Origin of the sequence: Micromonospora musae (assembly GCF_003626635.1) — a bacterium.
GTDB classification, from domain to species: domain Bacteria; phylum Actinomycetota; class Actinomycetes; order Mycobacteriales; family Micromonosporaceae; genus Micromonospora; species Micromonospora musae.
Map to the genome: position 1 here is coordinate 91805 of NZ_RAZT01000014.1, position 22788 is coordinate 114592.

A 22788-nucleotide genomic window follows, 5' to 3' on the forward strand; every position below is an offset into this window, starting at 1 on the left:
CCCCGGGTCGGCTCGACCGGCGAACCGGCGAGCCCGCCGGCTCAGTCGTCCAGCCAGTCCAGCCGGCGACCGCTGCGGTCCCCTTCGCGGCTCCGGCCACCCTGCTGCTGGTCGCCGTAGTAGCCACCCTGGTCGTAGCCACGATCGTCGTAGCCGCGCTGGGTCTGCGGCTCCTGCTCGTAGCCGCCGCGCTGGGTCGGGGGTTCCTGACCGTAGCCGCCGTGCGTCGTCGCCGGCTCCTGGCCGTACCCGCCCTGCTGGCCGTAACCGGGCTGGCCGTAGCCGCCCTGGTCGTAGCCGGGGTCGTCGTAGCCGCCGCGCTGGGTCGGCGGCTCCTGGCCGTAGCCGCCCTGCTGGCCGTACCCGCCAGCCGGCTGGTCGTACCCGCCGCCCTGCTGGTCGTAGCCGCCGCCCTGCTGGTCGTAGCCGCCGCGCTGGTCGTAGCCGGCGGTCGACTCCGCGCCCTGGCCGTACGGCGCAGCGTCCGGCTGGCCGTAGCCCTGCCCCTGACCCTGCTCGTAGACGCCCGTGGCGTACGGGTCGGCCGGCGCCGGGTACTGGGTGTTGTTGTCACCCGTGTAGCGGCCGGTCGGCTCGTCGTAGCGCTGCTCGCCGTACCCGGCGTTGCCGGAGGCGGGCGGATAGCCGGCGCCGCCGGCCGGGGCAGCGTAGTCACGGCTGCCGTAGCCCTCGCCGGACGAGGGGGCGTTGCCGTATCCGCCGTCGCCGTAACCCGCGTCGCCGGCACCGGCACCGTAGCCGCCGCCCGAGCCCGGGGCGTTGCCGTAGCCGGCGCCCGAGCCGGGGGTGCTGCCGTAACCACCGTCGGCACCGTAACCGCCGCCCGAGGCGGGGGCGTTGCCGTAGCCGCCCGCGCCGTAGCCGGCGGGCTCGTCGCCGTACCCGTTGCCGGACCAGCCCGGTCCGCCGTCGCCGTACGCCTGCGAGGGTGGCGCGCCGTACGGGTCCGGAGGTACGTCGTCGACGACCGGACGGTGCATCATCGTCGGCGCCTCGCTCAGCGCCGCGCCGCCGCCCGCGACCATCGTCGGGTCCGGGCCACCGCCGACCCGGTTGACCACCCGGGTCTGGTCGTCGGCACTGCGGAAGCCGCCGCCCCGGGCCGCCGGCACGGCACCCGCACCGGCGGGAGCGTCGTCGTCGGCGTCGTCCGGGTTCTCCTTGCGCTTCATCCAGAGCAGCACGATGGTGCCCACACCCGCGGCGACGAGCAGGCCGCCGAGCAGGATGATCACGTACTGCCCGAAGCCGCCGCCCGAGTCCTCGTTCGAGGCGTTGGCCGCCGCGCCCTCGGTCGCCTCGGGCGTCTCGTCGGTGGCCTCGTCGGTGGCCTCGTCGGTCGGCTCCTCGGTGGGCACGGCCGACTCGCTGGCCGACGGGGTGGCGCTCGGCGTCACCTCCACCTTGACCGCCAGGTTGATCCGCTGGCCGCTGATCGACTGGTTGGGCCCGGCGTTGAAGCTGTTGACCTTCTGGACCCCGTCGAAGCTGGCGCCGACGTCGATCCGGCCCGGGGTGATCGGCTTGGAGCTGGTGCCGGTGAAGCGCCAGTTGCCGTCGCTGTCCGAGGTGGTCTCGTACCGGTGGCCGCCGCTGTCCTGAAGTGCGACGTATGCGCCCTTCACCGGCTTGCCGTTCGCCTGGATCACGACCTTGCCGGAGACCGACCGCACGGTCTGCACCTCGGGCGGCGCGGCCGCCTTCACGGTGACCCGAAGATTCTCCGAGTCGGAAGGGTTGCCATCGACCCGGATCGTCGCCTGCGTGCCGTTCGCCGCTGGCGCGTTGCCCGCCGCCGTCAAGGTGAGGGTGACCGTTGCGGGTCTCGGCCCGCCCAGCCCACCTTCGAATTCGATCGTGCCGCAGCCGCCGGTGCAGCTGACTCCCTGCGGGAGGCCGTTGACGCTGATCTGCGCGGACTCTTCGTTACCGTCCGGCGAGACCTCGACCCGCACGCTGCCGCTGCGGCCCGCGTCGATGGTGACCGAGTCACCCGCCGAGGTGATCTTCGCGGCTGAGGCTGGTGTGGCGGGGAGGGCGATTAGGGCGCCGGTAACCAGCGCTACGACCACACCGGCCCGCTGCTTCCAGGCACGTCGGTGTGTTGACACGTCCACCGCCTTCCGGACTGACTTCCCGCTCCGGCGGGTGCCGGGCCGGGGGATCATCACGGTTCGAATACGCCGTCGGCAACTATGCCTTGTCCGGCTGTCCCGGCGCGACCCAGGGCCAGCGTCAGACTTGATGGGCTGAGGTCGTATCGTCCCGTCGTGTCCTCTCCGCACATTAAGTCCGCCGCAGTGGCGGCGGCGTTGTCGGCCCTCGACCAGGGGCGCGTCGCCGAACGGCCGGTCCTCCGGGAGGCGGTCCGGACGCTGCTGACCGCCCTTGCGGAGCGTGCCCCCGGCCGATCGGTGGAGGTGCGCGTCCCACCATACGGCGCGATCCAGTGTCTGCCCGGTCCCCGACACACCCGCGGCACCCCGCCGAATGTGGTGGAGATGGACCCGCAGACCTGGCTGGCGGTCGCCACCGGCCGGCTCGACTGGGCGGAGGCGGTTACGGAGGGTCGCGTACGGGTGAGCGGTATCCGAGCGGATCTCAGCCCCCATCTGCCGCTCTAGCTGCGCGGACGAGCGGGGCCGGTAACGGGTCGCACGCTTTTCGTGACTTTCTGTATTGACTGCTATTCGCGTACACTGTCAGGCGAAACCAGTGGTCGCGGCCGAGGGTGCGGATCCCACCCGTGATCCCGCCAGGCCCGACAGACCCCAGCAAGAGGGAGCGGCAGGTGCCCCGAGGCGACGGCCGGCTGAGCCACGACCTTGACCCCCAGCGACCGGGCCCCCAGGACGCGTGCGGCGTCTTCGGAGTCTGGGCTCCGGGGGAAGAAGTCGCCAATCTGACCTATTTCGGCCTCTACGCTCTTCAGCACCGTGGCCAGGAGGCGGCCGGCATCGCGGTCAGCGACGGCTCGGGCGTGGTGGTCTACAAGGACCTCGGCCTGGTCGCGCAGGTGTTCGACGAGCCGACGCTGGCCAGCCTGCGCGGGCACGTGGCGATCGGGCACGCCCGCTACTCGACGACCGGCGGCTCGACCTGGGAGAACGCCCAGCCGACCCTCCGCTCGACCACCTCCGGCACCACGATCGCGCTGGCGCACAACGGCAACCTGGTCAACACCGCGGAGCTCCAGCGGGAGGTGACCGAGCGGGGTGTCGCCACCGACGGTTCGACGAACGACACCTCCCTGGTGACCATGCTGCTGGCCAGCCGGCCGGATCTCTCCGTCGAGGCGGCCGCGCTGGAGGTGCTGCCGCAGCTGCGGGGCGCGTTCAGCTTCGTCTTCATGGACGAGTCGACGCTCTACGCGGCTCGCGACCCGCACGGCGTACGCCCGTTGGTGCTCGGCCGCCTCGAGCGTGGCTGGGTGGTGGCGAGCGAGACCGCCGCGCTCGACATCGTCGGCGCGAGCGTGGTCCGCGAGGTCGAGCCGGGTGAGTTGATCGCCATCGACGAGGACGGCCTGCGCTCGACCCGGTTCGCCGCGCCCGAGCCGAAGGGCTGCCTCTTCGAGTACGTCTACATCGCCCGCCCGGACGCCACCATCGCCGGCCGCAACGTGCACTCCGCCCGGGTGCAGATCGGCCGTCAGCTGGCCCGGGAGCACCCGGTCGACGCCGACCTGGTCATTCCCGTTCCGGAGTCCGGTACGCCGGCCGCGATCGGTTACGCGGAGGAGTCCGGGATCACCTACGGCCAGGGCCTGATGAAGAACCCGTACGTCGGGCGGACCTTCATCCAGCCGTCGCAGACCCTGCGGCAGCTCGGCATCCGGCTCAAGCTGAACCCGCTGCGGGAGAACGTCCGGGGCAAGCGGATCGTGGTCGTCGACGACTCGATCGTGCGGGGCAACACGCAGCGGGCCATCGTGCGGATGCTGCGCGAGGCGGGCGCCCTCGAGGTGCACGTGCGAATCTCGTCGCCGCCGGTCCGCTGGCCCTGCTTCTACGGCATCGACTTCGCCACCCGCGCCGAGTTGCTGGCCAACGGGCTGGACAACGATGGCATCCGGCGTTCGATCGGCGCCGACACGCTGGGGTATGTCTCGCTGTCCGGTCTGATCGCCGCGACCGAGCAGCCGAAGACCCGGCTCTGCCGGGCGTGCTTCGATGGGGAGTACCCCATCGAGCTGCCGGCGGGCAACCTGATCGGCAAGCACGTGCTCGAAGGGGTGGGTCGTCGGGTCGCCGCCAGCGCCCCGGACGCCCCGGAGCACACCACCTCTCCGCTCGTCGCCACTCCGAGCGGCGCTTCCGTCCAACGCCCGTAGCACCACGGGGCGTCGCCGCCGCAACGGCGGCGCCAGAAACACAAAGGGGAGAACCGTGACGCACGTGTCCGAGCGCAGTGGCGCAGGTACCAGCCCGACCGGAGCCGGCGGCGACCGCCAGCCCTGGACGGCGGGTGCCGGACGCCAGGCGCGCAAACGCTCGGCCTCGTACGCCGACGCGGGCGTGTCGATCGAGGCGGGCGACCGCGCCGTCGAGCTGCTCAAGTCCAAGGTGCGGCAGACCCGGCGGCCCGAGGTGCTGGGCGACCTGGGCGGCTTCGCCGGCCTCTTCCGGCTGGACACGAAGAAGTACAAGAACCCGATCCTCGCCTCGTCGACCGACGGTGTCGGCACCAAGCTGGTGATCGCCCAGCAGATGGACATCCACGACACGGTCGGCATCGACCTGGTCGCGATGGTCGTCGACGACCTGGTCGCCTGCGGCGCGGAACCGCTCTTCCTGCTGGACTACATCGCCACCGGCGAGGTGGTGCCGGACAAGGTCGCCGAGATCGGCGCCGGCATCGCGGACGGCTGCCGCTACGCGGGCTGCGCGCTGCTCGGCGGTGAGACGGCCGAGCACCCGGGTGTGCTTCGCCCCGACGAGTACGACATCTCCGCCACCGGTGTGGGCGTGGTCGAGGAGAGCGAGATCCTCAGCCCGGAGCGGGTCGAGGTGGGCGACGTGGTGATCGCCATGCGCTCCTCCGGCCTGCACTCGAACGGATACTCGCTGGTCCGGCACGTCCTGCTCGGCGCGGGGCGGATGCGGCTCGACGTGGTGATCGACGACTTCGGCCGGCAGCGCACCCTCGGCGAGGAGCTGCTCACCCCGACCAAGATCTACGCGCAGGACTGCCTCAAGCTGATCGCCGAGGCCGAGGTGCGGGCGTTCGCCCACGTCACCGGCGGCGGCATCCCGGGCAACCTGGTGCGGATCCTGCCGGAGAACGTCGACGCGGTGGTGAACCGCTCCACGTGGCGTCCGCAGCCGATCTTCGACCTCGTCCAGTCGAAGGGTCGGATCGAGGACCCGGAGATGGAGGCGACGTTCAACATGGGCGTCGGCATGTTCGCGATCGTCTCCGCCGAGGACGCCGACCGCGCCCTGGCCACGCTGACCGGTCGCGGGGTCGAGGCGTGGCAGGCCGGCGAGATCATCGAGGGCACCGGAAACGTTCAGATGATCGGCCAGCACACCCGCGGCTGATCACGCTCCGCTGATCATACGACCACCTGATCAGGGGTTCACCCGAGTAGCCATCGCCGCCTAGCCTGTAGGGCACCCTCATGCCAGGCAAGGGAGGTCGATGGCTGCTCGGGAATCGTCGTCCAGCGGGATGCGCGGCGTGGCCGCCGTTCCGTCGTACGTCGTGATGCAGCCGACCACTCTCTGCAATCTGGACTGCGCCTACTGCTACCTGCCGCTGCGGGCCGCCGACCGGCGGATGCCGGTCTCGGTGGCCGAGGCGGTGGCCGCGTCGGTAAACCCGTGGTCGGCCTCCGGGCGGTTCTCGGTGGTGTGGCACGGCGGTGAGCCCCTGGCGGCCGGCCGGGAGCACCTGGCGGCGCTGCTGGCGCCGTTCGATCCTCGGGTCGAGCACCACGTGCAGACCAACGCGACGCTCATCGACGACGAGTGGTGCGACTTCTTCGTGGCTCACCAGGTGCGGGTGAGCGTGAGCGTGGACGGCCCCCGGGAGCGCAACGGTGACCGGGTCACCCGGGGCGGCCGGCCGGCGTACGACCGGATCCTGCGCGGGGTGGCGGCGCTGCGCCGGCGCGGGCTGCCCTTCTCCGCGCTCGCGGTCGTCTCCCGTCCGACGCCCGGGCTCGCCGCGGAGCTGTACGAGTACTTCCTCGACCTGGGCTGTGACGTGCTCGGCGTCAACATCGAGGAGACCGAGGGAGTCAACACCCGCGACAACGCGCACGAGGCGGCCGATGTGACGGCCTTCTGGGCCGAGCTGGTGGCGGCGTGGCGTCGGGAGCCCCGGATCCACCTGCGCGAGGTCGAGTGGACCCTGCGGTACGCGGCAGCGGTCCTGGACGGTGTGGCGGACGATGTGCTGCCCCGTCAGCTGGATCCGATCCCCACGATCGGGCACGACGGCTCGGTCACCGTGCTCTCACCGGAGTTGGCCGGCTTCACCGACCCGAGGTACGACGACTTCAGCAGCGGCAACGTGCTGGAGACCCCGCTGGCCGAGATCCTGGCCGGCGCGGAGCGGACGCCCTGGGTGGGCGAGTTCCTCGACGGTGTCGAGGCGTGCCGCTCCAGCTGTCCCTACTTCGGCTTCTGTGGTGGTGGCCACGCCGCCAACCGCTACTTCGAGCTGGGGCGTTTCGACGGTACGGAGACCGAGCACTGCCGCAACAGCAAGATCCGCCTATTGGAGGGAGTGTTGGAGCATGCCCGAGACCACCAGTCACCGGCAGCCTGAGCGCGCGGCGGTTGCCGCTCCCACAGGGGTTGCCGAGCGGGTGCGGGACGCCGCCCCGGGGCTCAACGCTCTGCTGCGCGAGGCGGAGACCGCGCGTCAGCTCCGGTCGGAGGTGGCGGGGGCGAGTGAGTCGGGCGCTGTCTGCGCCTGGAACCACTTCGAGAACATCCCGACGTTCTACAACTGGAACAACCGGCCGCGCTGATAAGCGCGATACCGGGATCAGGGGCCTGTCCGGCGTGTCGGCACGGCAGGTCCCTGATCGTCGGTCATTACACCGCTGCGAGCGGGCACATGCGTGAGCACGCGGGGCTACCGCGTGCTCAGCTGCGTCGAGAGGTCAGCGGGTCGGACGGACCCAGGGATCCGGGTCGTCGTCCGCGTGATCCTCATCATCGTCGTCGACATACTCTTTGTAGTCGTCGTCGAAGTTGTGCTCAGACTTACCAGCACCCGCCAGTTCACGCTGCAAGGCGGTGAGGTCGGTGTTCGGGGAGTGGTACTTCAACTCCCGCGCCACCTTCGTCTGCTTGGCCTTAGCACGGCCGCGCCCCATGGCTCGACCCCCTCGCACAGAATGCGGGGCAGCCCGAAGGCGGGCCCCGATGACGTCAGGCATCTCTCGTGGCTCTTACGGTACATGGGGATGCCACCGTTCGGCACCTCGGGTTACCGTCTACCGGCCCTGCGCGTCGCGGTGGTCCGGCCGTCACCCAGTGTACCCGGTAAGGAGCGGAATCGTGAGCGCCCGTGACACCGGGCAAAGCGCCACGAAACTGACCTCGGCCTCAGCGTAACGGCCCGCCGTACGGTTCGGGGCCTTCCGGGGGCGGATCGGACCCGCTCCGCCCCCGGACACCGGGCTCAGGGCAGGTGGATCGTGCGCAGACGGCCCACGTCGGCCATCCGCCGCTCGGCCAACCGGTCCGCCGCCACCGCCGGCGGGACCCCCTCGGCGTCGGCGAGCTTGAGGATCTCCCGGGTGGTGTCGTAGATCCGGGTGGCCCGCATCTTGGCCCGCTCGAAGTTGAAGCCCTCGATCTCGTCGGCGACCTGGATCACACCACCGGCGTTGACCACGTAGTCCGGCGCGTAGAGGATGCCCCGATCGGCCAGCAGCTTCTCGATCCCGGAGTGCGCGAGCTGGTTGTTCGCCGCACCGGCGACCACCTTCGCCCGCAGGGCCGGCACGGTCTCGTCGTTCAGCGCTCCGCCGAGCGCGCAGGGGGCGTACACGTCGAGGTCCGAGGCGACCAGCAGGGAGATGTCGTCCAGCAGGGTGACCTGCGGGTGGGTCGTCCGAGCCCACTCGAGCGCCCGCGGGTTGACGTCGGTGGCCACCACCTCGGCGCCGTCGTCGAGCAGGTGCCCGACCAGGTACTTGCCGACCTTGCCCAGGCCGGCCACGCCGACCCGCTTGCCGTGCAGCGTGGGCGCGCCCCAGACGTGCTCGGCGGCCGCCCGCATGCCCTGGAAGACGCCCCAGGCGGTCAGGATGGAGGAGTCACCGGCGCCGCCGTGCTCGACGCTGCGGCCGGTCACGTAGCGGGTCTCCCGGGCGATCACGTCCATGTCCGGCACGTAGGTGCCGACGTCGCACGCGGTGTAGTAGCGCCCGCCCAGCGACTCGACGAAGCGGCCGTACGCGCGCAGCAGCGCCTCCGACTTGATCTGCTCCGGGTCACCCCAGATGACGGCCTTGCCGCCGCCCAGGTCCAGCCCGGCGAGCGCGTTCTTGTACGCCATGCCCCGGGACAGGTCCAGCACGTCGGCGAGGGCGGCCTCCTCGTTCGCGTACGGGTAGAAGCGGGTGCCGCCGAGCGCGGGCCCCAGCGCGGTGGAGTAGATCCCGATGATCGCCTTGAGGCCGGTCTGCTTGTCCTGGCAGAAGACGACCTCTTCGTGCCCGGTCGATCCGGGGTCGTCGGTGCTGGCGAATACGCCCATGACTGGCTCCTGGTTTCGGTGCGTCCTTGTGGGACGCGGACCTGACGGACGCCGGCGGGGATACTGCCGGTGAGTTGAGCCTAATATCGGCCGCCGGCAGCCTCTCGCCCACGGCGTGCTGGTGGGCGCTGGCCGCGGTGAGGGCGGTGTTCATGGGAGGATCGCGCCGTGCCGTCGCTCTTCGCTTCTTACCTGCGCGTGTACGAGCCGCTGACCGCCTTCGACCGGGATCGCCAGTCGTACTGGCGGCGATACGTGTCCGAAGGGCGGGCGGTCGCCCCGGTTGAGGGGCCGGGCCGGCAGCGGACGGCGGTGATCGAGGCGCTCGGCGCCGGCTGGACGCGCCTGCCGGACCTGCCCGAGGAGGCGTACGTCCTGGAGACGGAGGAGACGCTGCTGGTCTGCCCGTGGAACCTGCGGATCCGGGTGGCCGAGGCGGCGCTCAGCGCCCGGGACGGTGTTCCGCCGGTGCTCGCCGACGCCTTCGTGCCCCCGGTGCTCGCCGGCCAGGCCAAAGCGGTGGTGGACGACTGGCGCAGCGGCGCCCGGGTGCTGGAGCACGGTGTGCCCCGGCTGCACGAGCAGATCGCCACCTGGGGAGTGCCGCTGCGGTGGTTCGTCCTGTTCGACCCCGAGGAGCGGGAGCTGGTCACCGGCCCGGGCCGGCGGGCGTTGCGCTACCGGACGGAGATCTCCAACGCGCGGCGGCGGTCGTCGCGGGCGTTGGCGGTGTTGCGCAAGTCCGTCGGCGAGGCGCCGATCACCGAGGCGGTCGAGGAGGCCGCTCGCTGGCTGGAGGAGTTCCACCCGCGGTCGATGGTGGAGCTGGACTACGGCGGCCTGGTCGAGCTGCTGCCGGACGAGACGCTCTCCGCCGACGACTCGCCGGAGCTGGTCGCGGCGGGTCTGGCCGGGCTCTCCCGGGGTGAGGCCGAGGAGGCGTCGGCCGCGTACGACAAGCTGGTCGCGCGGTGGCGGGCCGTGCAGTTGCTGGAGAGATGCAACTAAGACATATCAGTCACAGAGCGCTCCCAAGGCGAGGAGTGCTCGTAGTTGATGCTTCACGAACCGTGATCATGAGTCCGAATAAGGTACTTTCTGCCGCATAAAAGTCGCATAAATCGGGCATGGTTCATCCGTCCGTCTAGGGACGTTCGGCCGTTCGGCCCATGTCGGACATCGGGGACTAGCCGGACCATGGGAGACGCGTCGGCCGGCGGGACCCCGGCCGATGTCTATACATGTGGAGGAGTGACCGATGGCATCGCGAACGCACGAACCAGAGCCGCTACTCACACCGGCCGAGGTGGCGTCGATGTTCCGTGTCGACCCGAAGACGGTGACCCGGTGGGCCAAGGCGGGCAAGCTGTCCGCCATCCGCACCCTCGGCGGTCACCGCCGGTACCGCGAGTCGGAGGTCAGGGCCCTGCTGCAGGGGCAGATTCCCCAGCAGCGCCAGGGAGACTGAGCCGGCACCACGTGTCGACGAACAAGGGCGGTGGACCTCGGTCCGCCGCCCTTACTCGTGTTCATGCCTCGGTCAAGGTGATCCGGATGCCGACCGTGCCGGCCTCGCCCCGGCGGAACCGGCTGCCCAACAGCGTGAGCCGGCCCAGCAGGCGGTACTTCTGCTTCAGCAGGCCACGGATCCGAAGGCTGCCCGCGTGGTCGTAGAGGCTCGCGTGAGCCGGCACCGAGCTGCCCTGCGGGCGCCCCCGTACGTCGCACGGCCCCACGGTCACCGTGCCGTTGTTGCGGATTCGCTTCACCTTGCCGGAATCCGCAGCCGTCCAGACCGCCAGGCCGTCGCCGTCGCGCACCGACCAGACCGGAGTCGAGACCGCCCGACCGTCCCTGCGGAACGTCGTGAGCAGGATGTACTTCTCCGCCGAGAGGCGATCCAGCATCTCCACGCCGCCAGGATAAGGCCGTACGGCTGACTGACCGACCGGATAGCCCGAACCGTGTCACGGCGCGCCGCGTACCAGTCGAGAAGGGCCTGACCTGCGACGGAACCCTCGGCGCTCGGCTGATCTGGACGAGGGCTCCGCCGCCGGTCTGCCCGGTGACTCAGACCTGGACGGTCGGGGGCAGCGGCTCCGGCGGGATGCCGCCGTCGCCGTCGACGATCTCGTCCGGGGTGCCGTCCTCATCGAGGTCCACCATGGTGACGTCCACCGCGCCGTCGTGGTCGGTGTCGAACTGGAACAGGTCGGCCTTCCCGTCGCCGTCGGTGTCGGCCACCCACACGTCGGTCCGGCCGTCGTTGTTGGTGTCCGCACGCAGCAGGTCGACCCGCTCGTTCCCCCGGGTCTCCACCGTCTCGGTGGTCTCCGCGTCCGCGACGCCCTTGGTTGCCTCAGTCATCGGCTGGTCCTTCCCTGAAGTTGACGGCACTCTCGTACCCGATCCGCCGCGCCCCCACGCGGGGCGCCGCGATCGGGGCTCTTAGGGTCGCACCATGAGGCAGTGGAGCGGACCGTCGGTCGCGGGTGATCCCCGCGCCGCCGTCGGGCGCAGCGGGGAGGCATGGTGAGCGATCGGTTCGTCGTGATCGGAGCCGGCACGATGGGGCTCGGCATCGCGTACGTGGCGGCAGGCGCCGGATACGCCGTCGAGCTGGTGGAGGTCGACGCCGACCGGGGCGCGGCGGCCGTCGCCCGGCTCGGCGGGCTGTGGGAGCGGGCGGTCGAGCGCGGCAAGCTCACCGCCGACCAGGCGGAGGCGAACCGCGCCCGGGTGACGCTGCGCGCCGCCCTCGCCGAGGCGGCCGAGGGGCCGGACGTGGTGGTGGAGGCGGTGCCGGAGCGGCTCGACCTCAAACGCGCGGTGCTGCGTGACGCCGAGACGTTGCGTCCGGCGTTGCTGGGCAGCAACACGTCGAGCATCGCCATCGGTGCGCTCGCCGCCGACCTGACCCGCCCGGAGAGCTTCGTCGGGTTGCACTTCTTCAACCCCGTCTGGGCGATGGCCCTGCTCGAGGTCGTGGTCGGCCCGGCCACCACCGAGGAGACCACCGCGGCGGCCGTCGCGCTCGCCGGTCGGCTCGGCAAGGACCCCGTCGTCGTACGCGACATGCCGGGCTTCGCCACCTCGCGGCTCGGCGTCACGCTCGGCCTGGAGGCGATCCGGATGGTCGCCGACGGAGTGGCCAGCCCCGCCGACATCGACAAGGCGATGGTGCTCGGCTACCGGCACCCCATCGGGCCGCTGGAGCTGACCGACCTGGTCGGGCTCGACGTCCGGCTGGACATCGCCCGCACCCTGCAGGCCGCCTACGGGGACCGGTTCGCGCCGCCGCCGCTGCTGGTGGAGATGGTCGCCGCCGGACGGCTGGGCAAGAAGTCCGGCCAGGGCTTCTACTCCTGGGAAGGCGGCGTGAAGCAGTGAGCGCGAGGAGTGAGCTTGCGAGCCCCGCAGTCGCGAACGGAGGGTGGGCGCGGTGAGCGGAGTACGGATCGAGGAACACCCCGACCGGCTGGTGGTGACCCTGGACCGGCCGGAGAAGCGCAACGCCATCGACGCCGACCTGATCGCCGAGCTGCACGCGGTCTGCGCCGAGCTGGAGGCCCGCCCCCGGCTGCTGCTGCTCACCGGCGGAACGGAGGGCATCTTCGCCGGCGGCGCCGACATCGGGCAGCTGCGTGAGCGGGGCCGGCTGGACGCCCTCGCCGCCATCAACTCGGCCGCCTTCGCCCGGATCCGGGCGCTGCCGATGCCTACCGTCGCCGCCGTGGACGGGCCGGCGCTGGGCGGTGGGGCCGAGCTGGCGTACGCCTGCGACCTGCGGATCTGCACCGAGCGTGCGGTCTTCGGCCAGCCCGAGGTGCGGCTGGGCATCCTGGCCGGCGCCGGCGCGACCCACCGGCTCCCCGCGCTGATCGGTGAGGCCCGAGCCAAGGAGCTGCTCTTCACCGGGCGGCGGGTCGACGCGGCGGAGGCGCTCCGGATCGGGTTGGTCAACCGGGTCGTCGCGGAGCCGGGCGAGCTGCTGCCGACCGCGCACGGCCTGCTCGACGAGATGGCCAAGGGTTCCGCGCTCGCCCTGCGGCTGACCAAACTGGCGGTGGACGCCCCTACGGCCGCTCATCCTCAGCTCGACCTGGTCAGCCAGGCGGTGCTCTTCGAGGACGAGGAGAAGCGTCGCCGGATGACCGAGTTCCTCGAGCGCAGAAGCGCCCGCTGACACACCCGCCAGGCCCCTCCGCCGCCACGTCGAGCGGTCCGGGGGCCGGACGACGAAACGGCCGCACCGGTTGCCCGGTGCGGCCGTTCTCGTCGATCGCGTTGCCGCGCTCAGTGCCGGATCTGCACGCCCGCGTCGGCCAGCGCCCGGATCACCTGAGCCGACTCGCCGAAGCCGATCACCAGCACGGCGTCCGAGCCGAAGTCCTTGATCTCCTTGGCCCCGGCGCCGAAGTCCAGCTGCGGCGCGGACTCGCCCTCCGGCGGCTCGTAGGTCAGCAGCTTGAGCCGGTCGGTGCCGATCCCCGCCTTCTCCAGCTCCGCCTTCACCACGGCCTGGAGACCCTCACCGTAGGAGTCCTTACGGGCGACGATCGAGATCCGCTGAGAGCCGTCCCGGAGGATCACGTCGGCCAGGGCGCGGCCCTGGAGGCTGTCCGGCGGAGCGGTGCGGAAGAAGAGACCCTTGTCCTCGGCCGTGGTCAGGCCGTCGTCGGTGCTCGACGGGGAGAAGAGAATCTTGCCGGCTTGGACCGTCTCGGGCAGCACCGCGAGGGAGATCCCCGAGCTCGCGGCGCCGATGATGACGTCCGCGCCGGAATCGATCAGCTCCGCCACGGTCGCCTTCGCCTTCGTGGCGCTGGTGCCGTCGTCGCCCTCGATCCAGGTCACCTTCTTGCCGAGCACACCACCGGCGGCGTTGATCTCCTTGATCGCCAGCGCCGCGCCGGCGGCCATCGGCGGGTACGCCAGAGCCAGGTCACCGGTCTTCGGCCAGAGGCCGGCGATGACCAGCGGCGTTCCGGGTGCCGCCCCGTCGCCCTGCTTCTTCCCCTTCGGCGGGGCCTTGGTGCTCGCGGCCGACTCGTCCCCGGCGCCGACGAACTCGGTCTTGCCGTCGTTGAGCTGCTGACCGTCGAAGTGCAGGGTGCCGTAGCTCGTGGTGGCCGGTTCCCCGACCTCGGTGAAGCCGGAGCGGGTCACCGAGACGCCGCGGTACTCGATGTCCTGCCCCTCCCGAGCCATGCTCAGACAGGTCGCCAAGTCCTCGCACCGCTCGCCGCCGTTGGTGACGCCCACGACCTGCTTCGCGATCTCGGGAGAGTCCGTGCTGCCCGCCAACTGCGCGGCGAGCGCGCTGATCATGACGGCGTCGTACGTCTCACCGGCGTAGAGGTAGTCGCCCAGATCCGGAGCGACGGACCGTAGTCGAGTCTTGAACTCGTCAGGCAGCGGCGTCAACGGCGTGGTGCCCTTCATGCCGTCGACGAGGTCGGCGTGATCCTTCAACTCCGCCGGGAACGAGTTGAGCATGTTGCCGTCGGTCCCGTAGAGGCGTACCTGTTGGGCCGTCCCCTCCTCGGGCTTGTCACTCCCGCATGCGCTGGTGGCGAGCAGGATAGTGGCGCAGGCGGCCAGGGCGGCCGTCCGGGAGCCGCGCGATACGAGCATGGTCGTCCTTCCATCGGCGAAGGTCCGCTGCGCACGATAGCGTGCCCACGTCGGCCGCGGGACCGTGGAGCCGGGTCATTCCCCAGGTCGCCCCCACTGGCTACGGAGAGTAGCGATCGATGGTGGTGCCTGCCCCGCCTTGACCCGCCCACCTACTGTGCCCTGCGTGACGGAACTGCCACAGCAGACGCTCGACGACGCGACCGCCGTGCTCCGCTCGGCGCTGGCCGGAGACGGCGACGCCGTGGTGGGCGCGTTCGACGAGGTGGTCGACCGGTCCGGCCTGGCCGGGGCGTACGGGGTCGCATGGTGTCTCGCGGCCACCATGGTGGGCGATCCAGGGCCGGCCGGCGGCTGCGCACTGGACTTCCCCGGCATCGACGAGGCCGGCTACGACACCCGTTGGGTGGCCCGCTTCGTCAGCGCGTACGCGAACCGGGACGCCGACACCGGCCAGGCGCTCTTCGGCGCCGCGGCCGACGACGGCCTCCTCCCCGACTGCCTGCTCACCCTCGCCGGGTCGACCGTCGCCACGCTGCGCAGCCGCGCCCGGTGACCCGGCCACCCGGCTGGCGCGTGTGATAGCTCTGAGGGCATGTCCGAGGCCATGCTGAGCAAGGTTCGAAAGTTGCTGGCCCAGGCCGAGGACCCGGCCTGCACCCCCGCCGAGTCGGCGGCGTTCATGGCGAAGGCGACGGAGCTGATCGCCCGGTACGGCGTCGACCGGGCGCTGCTCGCGGCCCGGGACCCGACCACCGACCCGGTCGGCGACCGCCTGGTCGAGGTGGCCGCCCCGTATGCCCGGGACAAGGCCGGACTGCTCGCCGCGGTCGCCGATCCGCTGCGCTGCCGCTGCGTACGTCGCCGGCACGGCAGCGGCTTCGCGATGCACCTGTTCGGCTTCGCGAGCGACCTGGAACGGGCCGAGCTGCTCTACACCTCGCTGCTGGTCCAGGCCGCGCACGGGCTGGCCGGTACGCCCGTACCGCCCGGCGAGCAACCCGGCACCTTTCGCCGCTCGTGGCTGGCCGGGTTCGCCCAGGTGATCGGGGCGCGGTTGCGGGCCGCCGAGACGGAGGCGGCGGCCGGCTCGGGTGAACCGGGCGTGGCGCTGGTCCTGGCCGACCGCTCCGACCGGGTGCAGCGCCGCCTCGCCGAGGTGTACCCGCGCCTACGCACCGCGCCGCGCCGACGGCTCGCCGGTACCGGATTCGCCTCGGGCGCCGAGGCCGGGCAGCGGGCCGACCTGGGCGGCCGGGAGGTGCACCCCGGGTTGCGCCCCGATCGCCGTCTCAGCCGCTGAACGGTGGCTCCGTTCGGGGCCGGGCGTGCCTACTGCGGCTCGGGCCGGACGTGGCTACCGCAGGTCGGGCGTGCCTACCGCGGCTCGGGCCGGGCCGGGGCCGAGCCGCCGCGCCGGTCGCGGTCAGCCCGGCGGCGGACGGCGACCGTCGACCGTCGCGACGTAGCGGGAGAGCAGTTCGTGCCAGCCGGCGGTGAGCGCCTGCCGGTAGCCCTCGGCCGCCTCGCCGTGCCGGTCGAAGTGACGGTGCTCCAGCTCGACGCGGGTCTGCTCCGGCGCCGCGGTGAGGAAGACCACTTCGACCTCGCTCGCCCGCGCCGGATCCGGAACCGGTACCCGGTCCGGCCCGATCTGCCAGGTGAAGACCAGTCGACGGGGCGGATCCCAGGTGAGCACCCGACCCCAGTCGGCTCGGAAGCCGTACGGGCCGATCTCGTAGAGCATCCCGCCCGCCCACGGCTCGATGCCCAGCTCGGAGAGCGCCTCCGGGCCGGACCAGGTGTACTCCCTGACCCACCAGTCGGTCAGCGCACCGGCGAAGACCGCGAAGGCCCGTTCGGTGGGGGCGGAGATGAGCAGGCTGCACCGCAGGTGGAACCGCTCGACGTCCTGCCGGATGTCGGCTGGGTCCGTCAACTCCTGTCCCATAGGTCCGGACCATACCGGCTGATGCCCGGGTGTGCAGCGGGCGAAAGTTTCGGTCCGGACGCGCGGGCGTGCGCGGCACTGCGGGACCCCGACGCATGGCGGCGCGAACGGCCCCCGAAGCGGCTCGAGCGTGGCCGGCGGGCTCGGGCTCCCGAGCGGGCCGGGAAACGTGGCTGCCGGGTCAGGCTCCTCGCCGGACTGCCGGACTGCCGGACTGCCGGACTGCCGGACTGCCGGGCTGCCTGACTGCCGGAGGGTGGGCTCTCGGCCGGGTGGCCGGAGCGTGGCTGACGGGTCGGGCTGCGCCTCGGCCAACGGGGCATCGCGGCGGCCGGAGCGTGGCCGGAACAGGGATGGCACGGCAGGAAGCGGGTAAGCGCGCCCGGTCGGGGCCGGGGTGGGCCGGGCCAGCCGAGCCGGGGGCGGGGCGGGATGAGCAGCGGGAGCGAGCGCGGGCAGGTGGGCCGGGATCCGAAGCGGCCGGACCAGGGACAGGGAAGCGGCGCCGCGACCGGGCACCAGGAGGACGGGCCGGAACGGCACGTACGCGAGGGCCGCTGGCCGACCGAGGCCGAACGCAGGCTGCGGCCCGGGGAACCGGACGTTCTGCTGGACGTGCCGGAGCTGCGCGTCGGTGAGCTGCGATTGGCCGTCGACGCTCTGGATGCCGACCTCTCCCTCCGGGCGCGGCTGGCGAACCTCATCGTGCTGGACGCCGGCGTCCGGGTGCGGCTGGAGGCGGTCGAGCTCGACGTCAAGGACGTACTCGCCGAAGTGCTGCTCAAGGTGCGGCTGGAGCGGCTGGCGGAGATCCTCGAACGAGCACTGGACACTCTCGACCGGAACCCGCAGCTCGTCGAGGCGATCGCGGAGAGCGCGCATGCGGCGCTCGACGACGCCGGTCGGGCCGCTCAGCAGGTGACCGGTCGCGCGGAGCAGCTCGACCGGGTGGCCGACCGGCTCGGGCGGGACGTCGGCTCGATCAGCGCACGGGCCGAGTGGACCGGGGAGGCGCCGGTCGCTCGGGAGATGTTCGAGCCGTCGCGGCCCGGCGAGCGGCAGCCGGGCGCGCGACCTGGCGAGACCGCCGGGCAGCGACCGCGCGGGGGCGCTCAGCGGCCGCGAGCCGGTCTGGAGCAACCGGGCGAGGCGGCGGGCGGGCCGGGGCCGTCGGCTCCGCAGGCCGGCGCCGGTGCGGGCCCGTCGGGTCGGCAGCCGGGCGGCGCGGGTCAGGGGCAGCGGGCCGCCGGCGGCGCTCAGGGCCCGTCGGGTGGGCAGGCCGGTGGCGCGGGGCAGCAGGCTACCGCCAGTGCGGGCCCGTCGGGTGGGCAGGCGGGCGGCGCGGGGCAGGGGCAGGGGCAGCCGGCCGCCGGTGGCGATCGGGGCCCGTCGGGTGGGCAGGCCGGTGGTGCGGGGCAGCGGGGCGCCGGCGGTGGCCAGGGAGCGGCGGGCCCGCAGGGCGGTGCCGGGGCACGGGAACGCGAGGCGGGCCGCGCCGAGCCGGGCGAGGGGCAGGCGGGTGGGCCGGGATGGCCGGTGCCCAACCCGGCTGACCTCGCCGGGCAGGCGAGTGAGGTGCTGCGGCAGGCGGGTCGGAGCGTCTGGGACGCGATCCGCGCCAGCATGTCCGAGCACGGACCCGAGTCGAAGCGCTGAGACGGAGTGAGAAGCGCGACTTCCTTGGAATCGGGGTGTCCAACGACAGGGAAGCCCCGGCTTCAAGGAAATCGAGTCGATCTAGCCGATGCTCCAGCGCGGGCGACCACGGCCGTAAGACGGTCGAGGCGGCTCGGCCGCAAAAGCAAGATCCCCACCGCGTTTCCGCTGGTGGGGATCTCTGTAGCCCGGCGAAAGGCTATGTGGCCAGGGGCGGGGTCGAACCGCCGACCTTCCGATTTTCAGTCGGACGCTCGTACCAACTGAGCTACCTGGCCAGGTCGCTCGAACCATGCTACCCGGAGGACGGCTGAACCGTCTGGAGGGCATCCTGGTCCGATACGCAGAACGCCGCGCATGTCTCGCGCGGCGTTAGCGCTGCGGTCCTGACGGGACTTGAACCCGCGACCTCCGCCTTGACAGGGCGGCGAGCACTCCAACTGCTCCACAGGACCTAGCTCTCTTGCACCGGCTTGCGCCGGCAGTGCCCCCAACGGGATTCGAACCCGTGCTACCGCCTTGAAAGGGCGGCGTCCTGGGCCGCTAGACGATGAGGGCGGCCCCGCCATCATTGCACATTCGCAAGGTCAAGCGGACTTGCTCCCATCCGGCCCCGCCGGAGGCTTGGAAAGCATACGTGATGCTCGGGCGCTCGACCAAACCGGTATCGCTCTATCCGTGACGGCCCAAGAAACCGCAGGTCAGGACGCTTGGTCGAGCCGAGTTATGCCGTACCGGCGCTTCAGCTCGCCGATTACTCCGACACAGGCGGCGATGGTGGCGGCCCGGTCTCCACCCCCGTCGTGCAGCAGCACGATGGAGCCCGGGTGGACGGCGCCCAGCACCCGCTTGCTGATCGTCTTGGCCGGCGGTCTGCGCCAGTCCTGTGGGTCGACGTTCCAGTGCAGCGGGCTCATGCCGAGCTGCTTGGCCACCCCGACGACCTCGGGGGTCCACACCCCGCCGGGCTGGCGGTAGAAGCTGATCTTGGCGTTCGGGACGGCTGCCCGGATCGCCTTGTTCGTACGCTCCAGGTCGGCCCGGATCTCGGCGACCGGCCGCCGGCCGAGGTCGACGTCGTGCCGCCAGCTGTGGTTGCAGAGCTGGTGACCCTCCCGAACGATCCGGCGGACCAGCTCCGGGTGGCGCTTCGCCTCCATCCCCACCACGCAGAAGGTGGCGGTCACCTTGGCCGCCCGCAGCCGGTCGAGGATCTTCGGCGTCCACGCCGGGCTGGGCCCGTCATCGAAGGTCAAGGCGACCGAACGTACGCCCGTGGTGCGGCGCAGGCCGGCCGGCATGGTCGTCGGCTTGGGGCGCAGCGGGCGCTTGGTCGGGCTGGTCCGGGTCGGCTTCGGCGACGCGGACGGCTTCGGGCTGGGCGCCGGTGGTGGCGTGGTCGAGGTGCTCGGGGTGGGGCCGTTGGCGCCGGTGCGGCCGCCGGACTCGGCGCAACCGCCGAGGAGCAGGACCAGGCCCAGGGCGTACGCGAGCACGGCTCGGGCTTTCATCTGTTCGCTCCCGCAAGGGGTCGGGGTACGCGGACCACCCGACGCTAGTTCACAACCCTCGCGGGCGACATCTCGCGGTCAGCCCGCGGTCGGCTGCTCCAGCGCTTCCTGCACCGCCGCGAGCAGGGCCAACGCCTCCGCGAGCCGGGTGGGACGGATCATCCCGGGAGCGAGCGCCCCGGCCGACCAGCCGGGGCCGGCGGCGAGCACCAGCAGCGGCCGGTGCGGGGCGGCGAGCAGCGCCCGGAGCTGGGCCGGGTCGGCGGTGGCCGAGGTGTGTGACCAGAGCACCACCGCGGCCGGCCCCGTCCGGTCGACCGCCTCCAGCAGCGCCGGCAGCGGAACGCGAGCCCCGAGCATCCGGTAGCCCACCCCGGCCTCGGCGAGAGCGGCGGCGAGAGCCTCCAGCGGCAGGGTGTGCTGCTCCTCGTCGGCGCAGGCGAGCAGGACCCGCTGCGGCCCGGCCGGCGGGGCGGTTCGGGTGACAGCGGCGAACGCCTCGGAGACGCAGCGGGAGAGCAGATGCTCCACGTCGACCAGGGCGGAGGTGGCGGCGTGCCGTTCACCGACGCCGGCGAGCACCGGCCGGAGCAGGCTGTCCCAGGTGTGGACCACGCCGTGATCGGTCAGGGTGCGCGCGATCGCGTCGCCGACCGCCATCGAGTCCAGCCGCATGGCGGCGCGGGCCAGCCCCCGGGCGGCCGGTCCGGCGCGACCCACCGGAATGGTCTGACCACCACCGTCGCGGGCCGGGGCCGGTCGGGCTCGACCCGGTTCGTCGGCGCGTACCGACCCGGGGTCCTGCCGAGCCCAGCGAGCCGCCTCGGCGGGGCTGACCCCGTCGGCGGTGAGCCGTCGCATGACCTCGAGCCGGGCCAGGTCGGTGGCCGTGTAACGGCGATGCTGCCCCGGTGTGTGCTGGCTGGGCCCGAGCCCGTACCGCTGGTGCCAGGTGCGGAGCGTGGTCACCGCGACCCCGAGCCTGCGGGCCACCGCCCCCGCGGTCAGCGCCTCAACGGCCACCCGACCGCTCCGCCGCCTCATCGCCCGGTCCGCCCGGTCCGACCGGGGCGGTAGCCGGCTCGACCGGAAGACCTGCGGCGGCCGACGGAGTCACGGAGGCGTCCGGGACGGTGGGCCGCAGCAGCCGGCTCACCACCCCGCCGAGCCAGGGGGCGTACGGCCGCGCATCGGCGGCGAGGTCCACCTCCAGCGCGGCCGGCTCCGCCCAGCGCAGCTCGGCGACCTCGGCGGGATCGGGCGCCAGCGGCGCGCCGGGAATGAACTCGCCCCGGAGGACGTGGTCGTACTCGAACTCGACGCGGCCGGTCGTCGGGTCCTCGGCCTGGTACAGGTAGACCCCGACCTCGGTCAGCTCGACCGGGCCGGCGCCCAGCTCCTCGTGGAGACGGCGGTTCGCGGCCTCGGTGAGCGACTCGCCGGGCATCGGGTGACCGCAGCACGAGTTGGCCCAGCGCAGGGGGAAACGGGTCTTCACGGCGGCGCGGCGCTGGAGCAGCACCTGGCCGTCCGGCGCCACCAGCATGACGGAGAAGGCCCGGTGCAGCCGGCCCGGCGGCTGGTGGGCGGCCGCCACGCTCATCTCGCCGCTGGCCCGCCCGGCCTCGTCCACGAGCTCGACCAGGTGCGACTCACGGTCGCTCATGACGGCTCCTCCCTGCGGTCGGTGCCGTCATGAGGCTCAAACGCGCTGTGCCTGATGATTCGCTCACTACGTTCGCTCATGCCCGCCTCCCTCTCTCGCTCATTGGATGCCTCCGGTGATCCGGCCGGCGGCGAGCTTGCCGGAGATCAACACCATCGGCACCCCGACGCCGGGCTGGGTGCCCGAGCCGACGAAGACCACGTTGGAGAGCGTCCGGTGCAGGTTGGTGGGGCGGAACGGCCCGGTCTGCAGGAAGCTGTGCGCCGCCGCGAACGGCGTACCGGCGGCCATCCCCTGCTCGGCCCAGTCGGCCGGGGTCACGGTGTGCAGCACCTCGACGCCCGAGCCGAAGCCGACGTAGCCGCGCTCCTCCAGCGTGCCGATGAGCTGGTCGGCGTAGCGGCGGGAGAGGCCGCCGCGCCAGTCGAGCGGGGCCCGGTCGAGGTTGGGCACCGGCGCGAGCACGTAGTAGCTGTGCCGGCCCGGGGGCGCGACCGAGGGGTCCGTCCGGCTCGGGTTGGTGACCAGCAGGGACGGGTCGGACATCAGCCGACCCCGGCGGATGACCTCATCGAAGGTTCCCCTCCAGGATCGTCCGAAGTGGATGTTGTGGTGAGCGATTTTTCCATAACCCTGGGTCGATCCGACGTGCAACACGACGCAGGAGGGTGAGTAGGTGAGCTTGCGGCGGGGCCCGGGCGGCAGCAGGTCGCGGTAGGCGACCGGCAGGTCCGGGTTGAGCACCACGACGTCGGCCGGGATCAGCTCGCCGTCGCTGGTCACCACCCCGGTGGCCCGGCCGTTCGCCGTCTCCACCCGGGTCACCGTCGTGTCGTAGCGGATCTGCACACCGTGCTTCTCGGCCGCGCCCGCCATGGCCCGGGAGACGCTGTGCATGCCGCCGCGCGGGAACCAGACCCCGGCCACCGAGTCCAGGTACGCGATGACCGTGTAGATCGCCAGGGCATCGTGCGGGGCGAGGCCCGCGTACATCGCCTGGAAGGAGAAGATGCGCTGGGTACGGGGGTCGCGGAAGAACTGACCGATCTTGGTGTGCAGGCGGCGGAAGGCGCCGGCGGCCAGCAGCCGCAGCAGGTTGCCGGTGAGCAGGTCGGCCGGGGTGTCCAGGTTGCGCTCGATGAAGTCGGCCCGTTCCAGCTGCCAGAGACGTCGGGCGTAGTCGACGAAGCGCAGGTAGCCGTCGGCCTCGCGGGGGCCGCAGACCCGGGAGATCTCCGCCGCCATCCGGGTGGTGTCGGTGATGACGTCGAGCGTCGAGCCGTCCGGATAGTGCGCCCGGTAGGCCGGGTCGAGCGGGGTCAGGTCCAGCCAGTCGCCGAGCTCCTCGCCGACCGCGCCGAGCGCCTCGGCGACCAGCTCCGGCATGGTGAAGACGGTGGGCCCGGTGTCGAACTCGTAGCCGTCGGCGCCGAGCCGGCCCGCCCGCCCGCCGGGCACCGGCTCGCGTTCGAGCACGGTCACCTGCCGGCCACTCCCGGCGAGGTGCAGCGCGCAGGCCAGGCCGCCGAGACCGGCGCCGACGACGACCACCCGATCCGTCCGGCCGTCCACCGTCCGCATGGCGCCACCTCCTCGCCCGAGACCGCCCATCATGCCTGCCG

General features: G+C 72.4%; 23 protein-coding genes and 3 tRNA genes. 12 read left to right on the forward strand and 14 right to left on the reverse strand.

What is annotated here, in order from left to right; genetic code table 11:
• Positions 1-41: 41 nt before the first annotated feature.
• Positions 42-2189 (reverse strand): carboxypeptidase-like regulatory domain-containing protein, encoded by a 2148-nt coding sequence (locus D7044_RS25475; protein ID WP_158610033.1) that lies wholly within the window; start codon positions 2187-2189, stop codon positions 42-44.
• 132 nt (positions 2190-2321) lie between these two features.
• Between D7044_RS25475 and D7044_RS32490 the strand changes: the two genes are divergently transcribed.
• From D7044_RS32490 to amcA, 5 genes are all read left to right on the forward strand, one after another.
• Positions 2322-2645 carry a sterol carrier family protein gene (locus D7044_RS32490; RefSeq protein ID WP_407663307.1) on the forward strand — a complete coding sequence of 108 codons (324 nt, stop codon included), beginning with the start codon at positions 2322-2324 and terminating at the stop codon, positions 2643-2645.
• Between the two features lie 167 nt (positions 2646-2812).
• Entirely contained in the window at positions 2813-4354 is a 1542-nt protein-coding gene (gene purF, locus D7044_RS25480) for an amidophosphoribosyltransferase (protein WP_120690414.1), read from the forward strand.
• A 55-nt stretch (positions 4355-4409) separates the two neighbouring features.
• Positions 4410-5564, forward strand: coding sequence for a phosphoribosylformylglycinamidine cyclo-ligase (purM, locus tag D7044_RS25485; protein ID WP_120673886.1), 1155 nt, complete (start codon positions 4410-4412; stop codon positions 5562-5564).
• A gap of 130 nt (positions 5565-5694) precedes the next feature.
• Positions 5695-6798: a cyclophane-forming radical SAM peptide maturase AmcB gene (amcB, locus tag D7044_RS25490; RefSeq protein WP_199716773.1), complete on the forward strand. Its 1104-nt coding sequence runs from the start codon at positions 5695-5697 to the stop codon at positions 6796-6798.
• A complete protein-coding gene (gene amcA, locus D7044_RS25495; protein ID WP_120690415.1) occupies positions 6767-7003 on the forward strand; it encodes a multiple cyclophane-containing RiPP AmcA in 237 nt (78 codons plus the stop codon). The genes amcB and amcA overlap by 32 nt, the downstream gene beginning before the upstream one ends.
• 135 nt (positions 7004-7138) lie before the next feature.
• Here the strand turns inward: amcA and D7044_RS25500 are convergent, their stop codons facing one another.
• Both D7044_RS25500 and D7044_RS25505 read right to left on the reverse strand, forming a co-directional pair.
• Positions 7139-7354, reverse strand: coding sequence for a DUF3073 domain-containing protein (locus tag D7044_RS25500; protein ID WP_120673883.1), 216 nt, complete (start codon positions 7352-7354; stop codon positions 7139-7141).
• A gap of 308 nt (positions 7355-7662) precedes the next feature.
• Positions 7663-8745 carry a Glu/Leu/Phe/Val family dehydrogenase gene (locus D7044_RS25505; RefSeq protein WP_120673882.1) on the reverse strand — a complete coding sequence of 361 codons (1083 nt, stop codon included), beginning with the start codon at positions 8743-8745 and terminating at the stop codon, positions 7663-7665.
• A 168-nt stretch (positions 8746-8913) separates the two neighbouring features.
• Here D7044_RS25505 and D7044_RS25510 point away from each other — a divergent pair, with 168 nt between their 5' ends.
• The gene (locus D7044_RS25510) at positions 8914-9753 is read left to right on the forward strand and encodes a hypothetical protein (RefSeq protein WP_120673881.1); all 840 of its coding nucleotides are present in this window, start codon (positions 8914-8916) and stop codon (positions 9751-9753) included.
• Between the two features lie 250 nt (positions 9754-10003).
• Positions 10004-10213 (forward strand): BldC family transcriptional regulator, encoded by a 210-nt coding sequence (locus D7044_RS25515; RefSeq protein ID WP_007073996.1) that lies wholly within the window; start codon positions 10004-10006, stop codon positions 10211-10213.
• A 61-nt stretch (positions 10214-10274) separates the two neighbouring features.
• Here D7044_RS25515 and D7044_RS25520 read toward each other — a convergent pair whose 3' ends face one another.
• Both D7044_RS25520 and D7044_RS25525 read right to left on the reverse strand, forming a co-directional pair.
• Positions 10275-10658, reverse strand: coding sequence for a PPOX class F420-dependent oxidoreductase (locus D7044_RS25520; RefSeq protein WP_120673880.1), 384 nt, complete (start codon positions 10656-10658; stop codon positions 10275-10277).
• Positions 10659-10815: 157 nt separating this feature from the next.
• A complete protein-coding gene (locus D7044_RS25525) occupies positions 10816-11112 on the reverse strand; it encodes a hypothetical protein (RefSeq protein ID WP_120673879.1) in 297 nt (98 codons plus the stop codon).
• Between the two features lie 165 nt (positions 11113-11277).
• On the opposite strand from D7044_RS25525, the gene D7044_RS25530 reads away from it, so the two are divergent.
• Together D7044_RS25530 and D7044_RS25535 are read left to right on the forward strand one after the other, a co-directional pair.
• On the forward strand, positions 11278-12135 hold the full coding sequence (locus tag D7044_RS25530) for a 3-hydroxyacyl-CoA dehydrogenase family protein (RefSeq protein WP_120674005.1): 858 nt from the start codon (positions 11278-11280) through the stop codon (positions 12133-12135).
• 52 nt (positions 12136-12187) lie between these two features.
• Positions 12188-12931 (forward strand): enoyl-CoA hydratase/isomerase family protein, encoded by a 744-nt coding sequence (locus tag D7044_RS25535; RefSeq protein WP_120690448.1) that lies wholly within the window; start codon positions 12188-12190, stop codon positions 12929-12931.
• A gap of 110 nt (positions 12932-13041) precedes the next feature.
• Here the strand turns inward: D7044_RS25535 and D7044_RS25540 are convergent, their stop codons facing one another.
• Positions 13042-14382: an ABC transporter substrate-binding protein gene (locus D7044_RS25540; protein ID WP_120673878.1), complete on the reverse strand. Its 1341-nt coding sequence runs from the start codon at positions 14380-14382 to the stop codon at positions 13042-13044.
• Between the two features lie 166 nt (positions 14383-14548).
• Between D7044_RS25540 and D7044_RS25545 the strand changes: the two genes are divergently transcribed.
• Together D7044_RS25545 and D7044_RS25550 are read left to right on the forward strand one after the other, a co-directional pair.
• On the forward strand, positions 14549-14938 hold the full coding sequence (locus D7044_RS25545; RefSeq protein WP_120673877.1) for a hypothetical protein: 390 nt from the start codon (positions 14549-14551) through the stop codon (positions 14936-14938).
• 39 nt (positions 14939-14977) lie between these two features.
• Complete coding sequence (locus D7044_RS25550) at positions 14978-15685, forward strand: DUF2786 domain-containing protein (protein ID WP_120690416.1); 708 nt, start codon at positions 14978-14980, stop codon at positions 15683-15685.
• A gap of 123 nt (positions 15686-15808) precedes the next feature.
• On the opposite strand, the gene D7044_RS25555 is transcribed toward D7044_RS25550, so the two are convergent.
• Positions 15809-16333: an SRPBCC family protein gene (locus D7044_RS25555; RefSeq protein ID WP_120673875.1), complete on the reverse strand. Its 525-nt coding sequence runs from the start codon at positions 16331-16333 to the stop codon at positions 15809-15811.
• 432 nt (positions 16334-16765) lie between these two features.
• Here D7044_RS25555 and D7044_RS33120 point away from each other — a divergent pair, with 432 nt between their 5' ends.
• The gene (locus tag D7044_RS33120) at positions 16766-17989 is read left to right on the forward strand and encodes a hypothetical protein (protein WP_233565125.1); all 1224 of its coding nucleotides are present in this window, start codon (positions 16766-16768) and stop codon (positions 17987-17989) included.
• A gap of 204 nt (positions 17990-18193) precedes the next feature.
• Here the strand turns inward: D7044_RS33120 and D7044_RS25565 are convergent.
• The 7 genes from D7044_RS25565 to crtI form a co-directional block, all read right to left on the reverse strand.
• A tRNA-Phe gene (locus D7044_RS25565) sits at positions 18194-18267 on the reverse strand.
• 103 nt (positions 18268-18370) lie between these two features.
• A tRNA-Asp gene (locus D7044_RS25570) sits at positions 18371-18444 on the reverse strand.
• Between the two features lie 30 nt (positions 18445-18474).
• Positions 18475-18547 (reverse strand) — tRNA-Glu (locus D7044_RS25575).
• 143 nt (positions 18548-18690) lie between these two features.
• Positions 18691-19500, reverse strand: coding sequence for a polysaccharide deacetylase family protein (locus tag D7044_RS25580; RefSeq protein WP_120690417.1), 810 nt, complete (start codon positions 19498-19500; stop codon positions 18691-18693).
• A gap of 78 nt (positions 19501-19578) precedes the next feature.
• Positions 19579-20523, reverse strand: a complete 945-nt coding sequence (locus tag D7044_RS25585) for a MerR family transcriptional regulator (protein WP_120690418.1) — start codon at positions 20521-20523, stop codon at positions 19579-19581.
• Positions 20513-21166, reverse strand: a complete 654-nt coding sequence (gene idi, locus D7044_RS25590; protein ID WP_120673854.1) for an isopentenyl-diphosphate Delta-isomerase — start codon at positions 21164-21166, stop codon at positions 20513-20515. The genes D7044_RS25585 and idi overlap by 11 nt, the downstream gene beginning before the upstream one ends.
• Before the next feature lie 99 nt (positions 21167-21265).
• Complete coding sequence (gene crtI / locus D7044_RS25595) at positions 21266-22747, reverse strand: phytoene desaturase family protein (RefSeq protein ID WP_120690419.1); 1482 nt, start codon at positions 22745-22747, stop codon at positions 21266-21268.
• Between the last annotated feature and the right edge of the window lie 41 nt (positions 22748-22788).

What these genes read in the sequence shown, in the direction of transcription:
- D7044_RS25475 (WP_158610033.1), bottom strand. Translation starts at nt 2,189, where the DNA reads ATGATCCCCCGGCCCGGCACCCGCCGGAGCGGGAAGTCAGTCCGGAAG.
- amcB (WP_199716773.1), top strand. Translation starts at nt 5,695, where the DNA reads ATGCGCGGCGTGGCCGCCGTTCCGTCGTACGTCGTGATGCAGCCGACC.
- amcA (WP_120690415.1), top strand. Translation starts at nt 6,767, where the DNA reads ATGCCCGAGACCACCAGTCACCGGCAGCCTGAGCGCGCGGCGGTTGCC.
- D7044_RS25500 (WP_120673883.1), bottom strand. Translation starts at nt 7,354, where the DNA reads ATGGGGCGCGGCCGTGCTAAGGCCAAGCAGACGAAGGTGGCGCGGGAG.
- D7044_RS25505 (WP_120673882.1), bottom strand. Translation starts at nt 8,745, where the DNA reads ATGGGCGTATTCGCCAGCACCGACGACCCCGGATCGACCGGGCACGAA.
- D7044_RS25515 (WP_007073996.1), top strand. Translation starts at nt 10,004, where the DNA reads ATGGCATCGCGAACGCACGAACCAGAGCCGCTACTCACACCGGCCGAG.
- D7044_RS25525 (WP_120673879.1), bottom strand. Translation starts at nt 11,112, where the DNA reads ATGACTGAGGCAACCAAGGGCGTCGCGGACGCGGAGACCACCGAGACG.
- D7044_RS25540 (WP_120673878.1), bottom strand. Translation starts at nt 14,382, where the DNA reads ATGCTCGTATCGCGCGGCTCCCGGACGGCCGCCCTGGCCGCCTGCGCC.
- D7044_RS25550 (WP_120690416.1), top strand. Translation starts at nt 14,978, where the DNA reads ATGTCCGAGGCCATGCTGAGCAAGGTTCGAAAGTTGCTGGCCCAGGCC.
- D7044_RS25555 (WP_120673875.1), bottom strand. Translation starts at nt 16,333, where the DNA reads ATGGGACAGGAGTTGACGGACCCAGCCGACATCCGGCAGGACGTCGAG.
- D7044_RS33120 (WP_233565125.1), top strand. Translation starts at nt 16,766, where the DNA reads ATGAGCAGCGGGAGCGAGCGCGGGCAGGTGGGCCGGGATCCGAAGCGG.
- D7044_RS25580 (WP_120690417.1), bottom strand. Translation starts at nt 19,500, where the DNA reads ATGAAAGCCCGAGCCGTGCTCGCGTACGCCCTGGGCCTGGTCCTGCTC.
- idi (WP_120673854.1), bottom strand. Translation starts at nt 21,166, where the DNA reads ATGAGCGACCGTGAGTCGCACCTGGTCGAGCTCGTGGACGAGGCCGGG.
- crtI (WP_120690419.1), bottom strand. Translation starts at nt 22,747, where the DNA reads ATGCGGACGGTGGACGGCCGGACGGATCGGGTGGTCGTCGTCGGCGCC.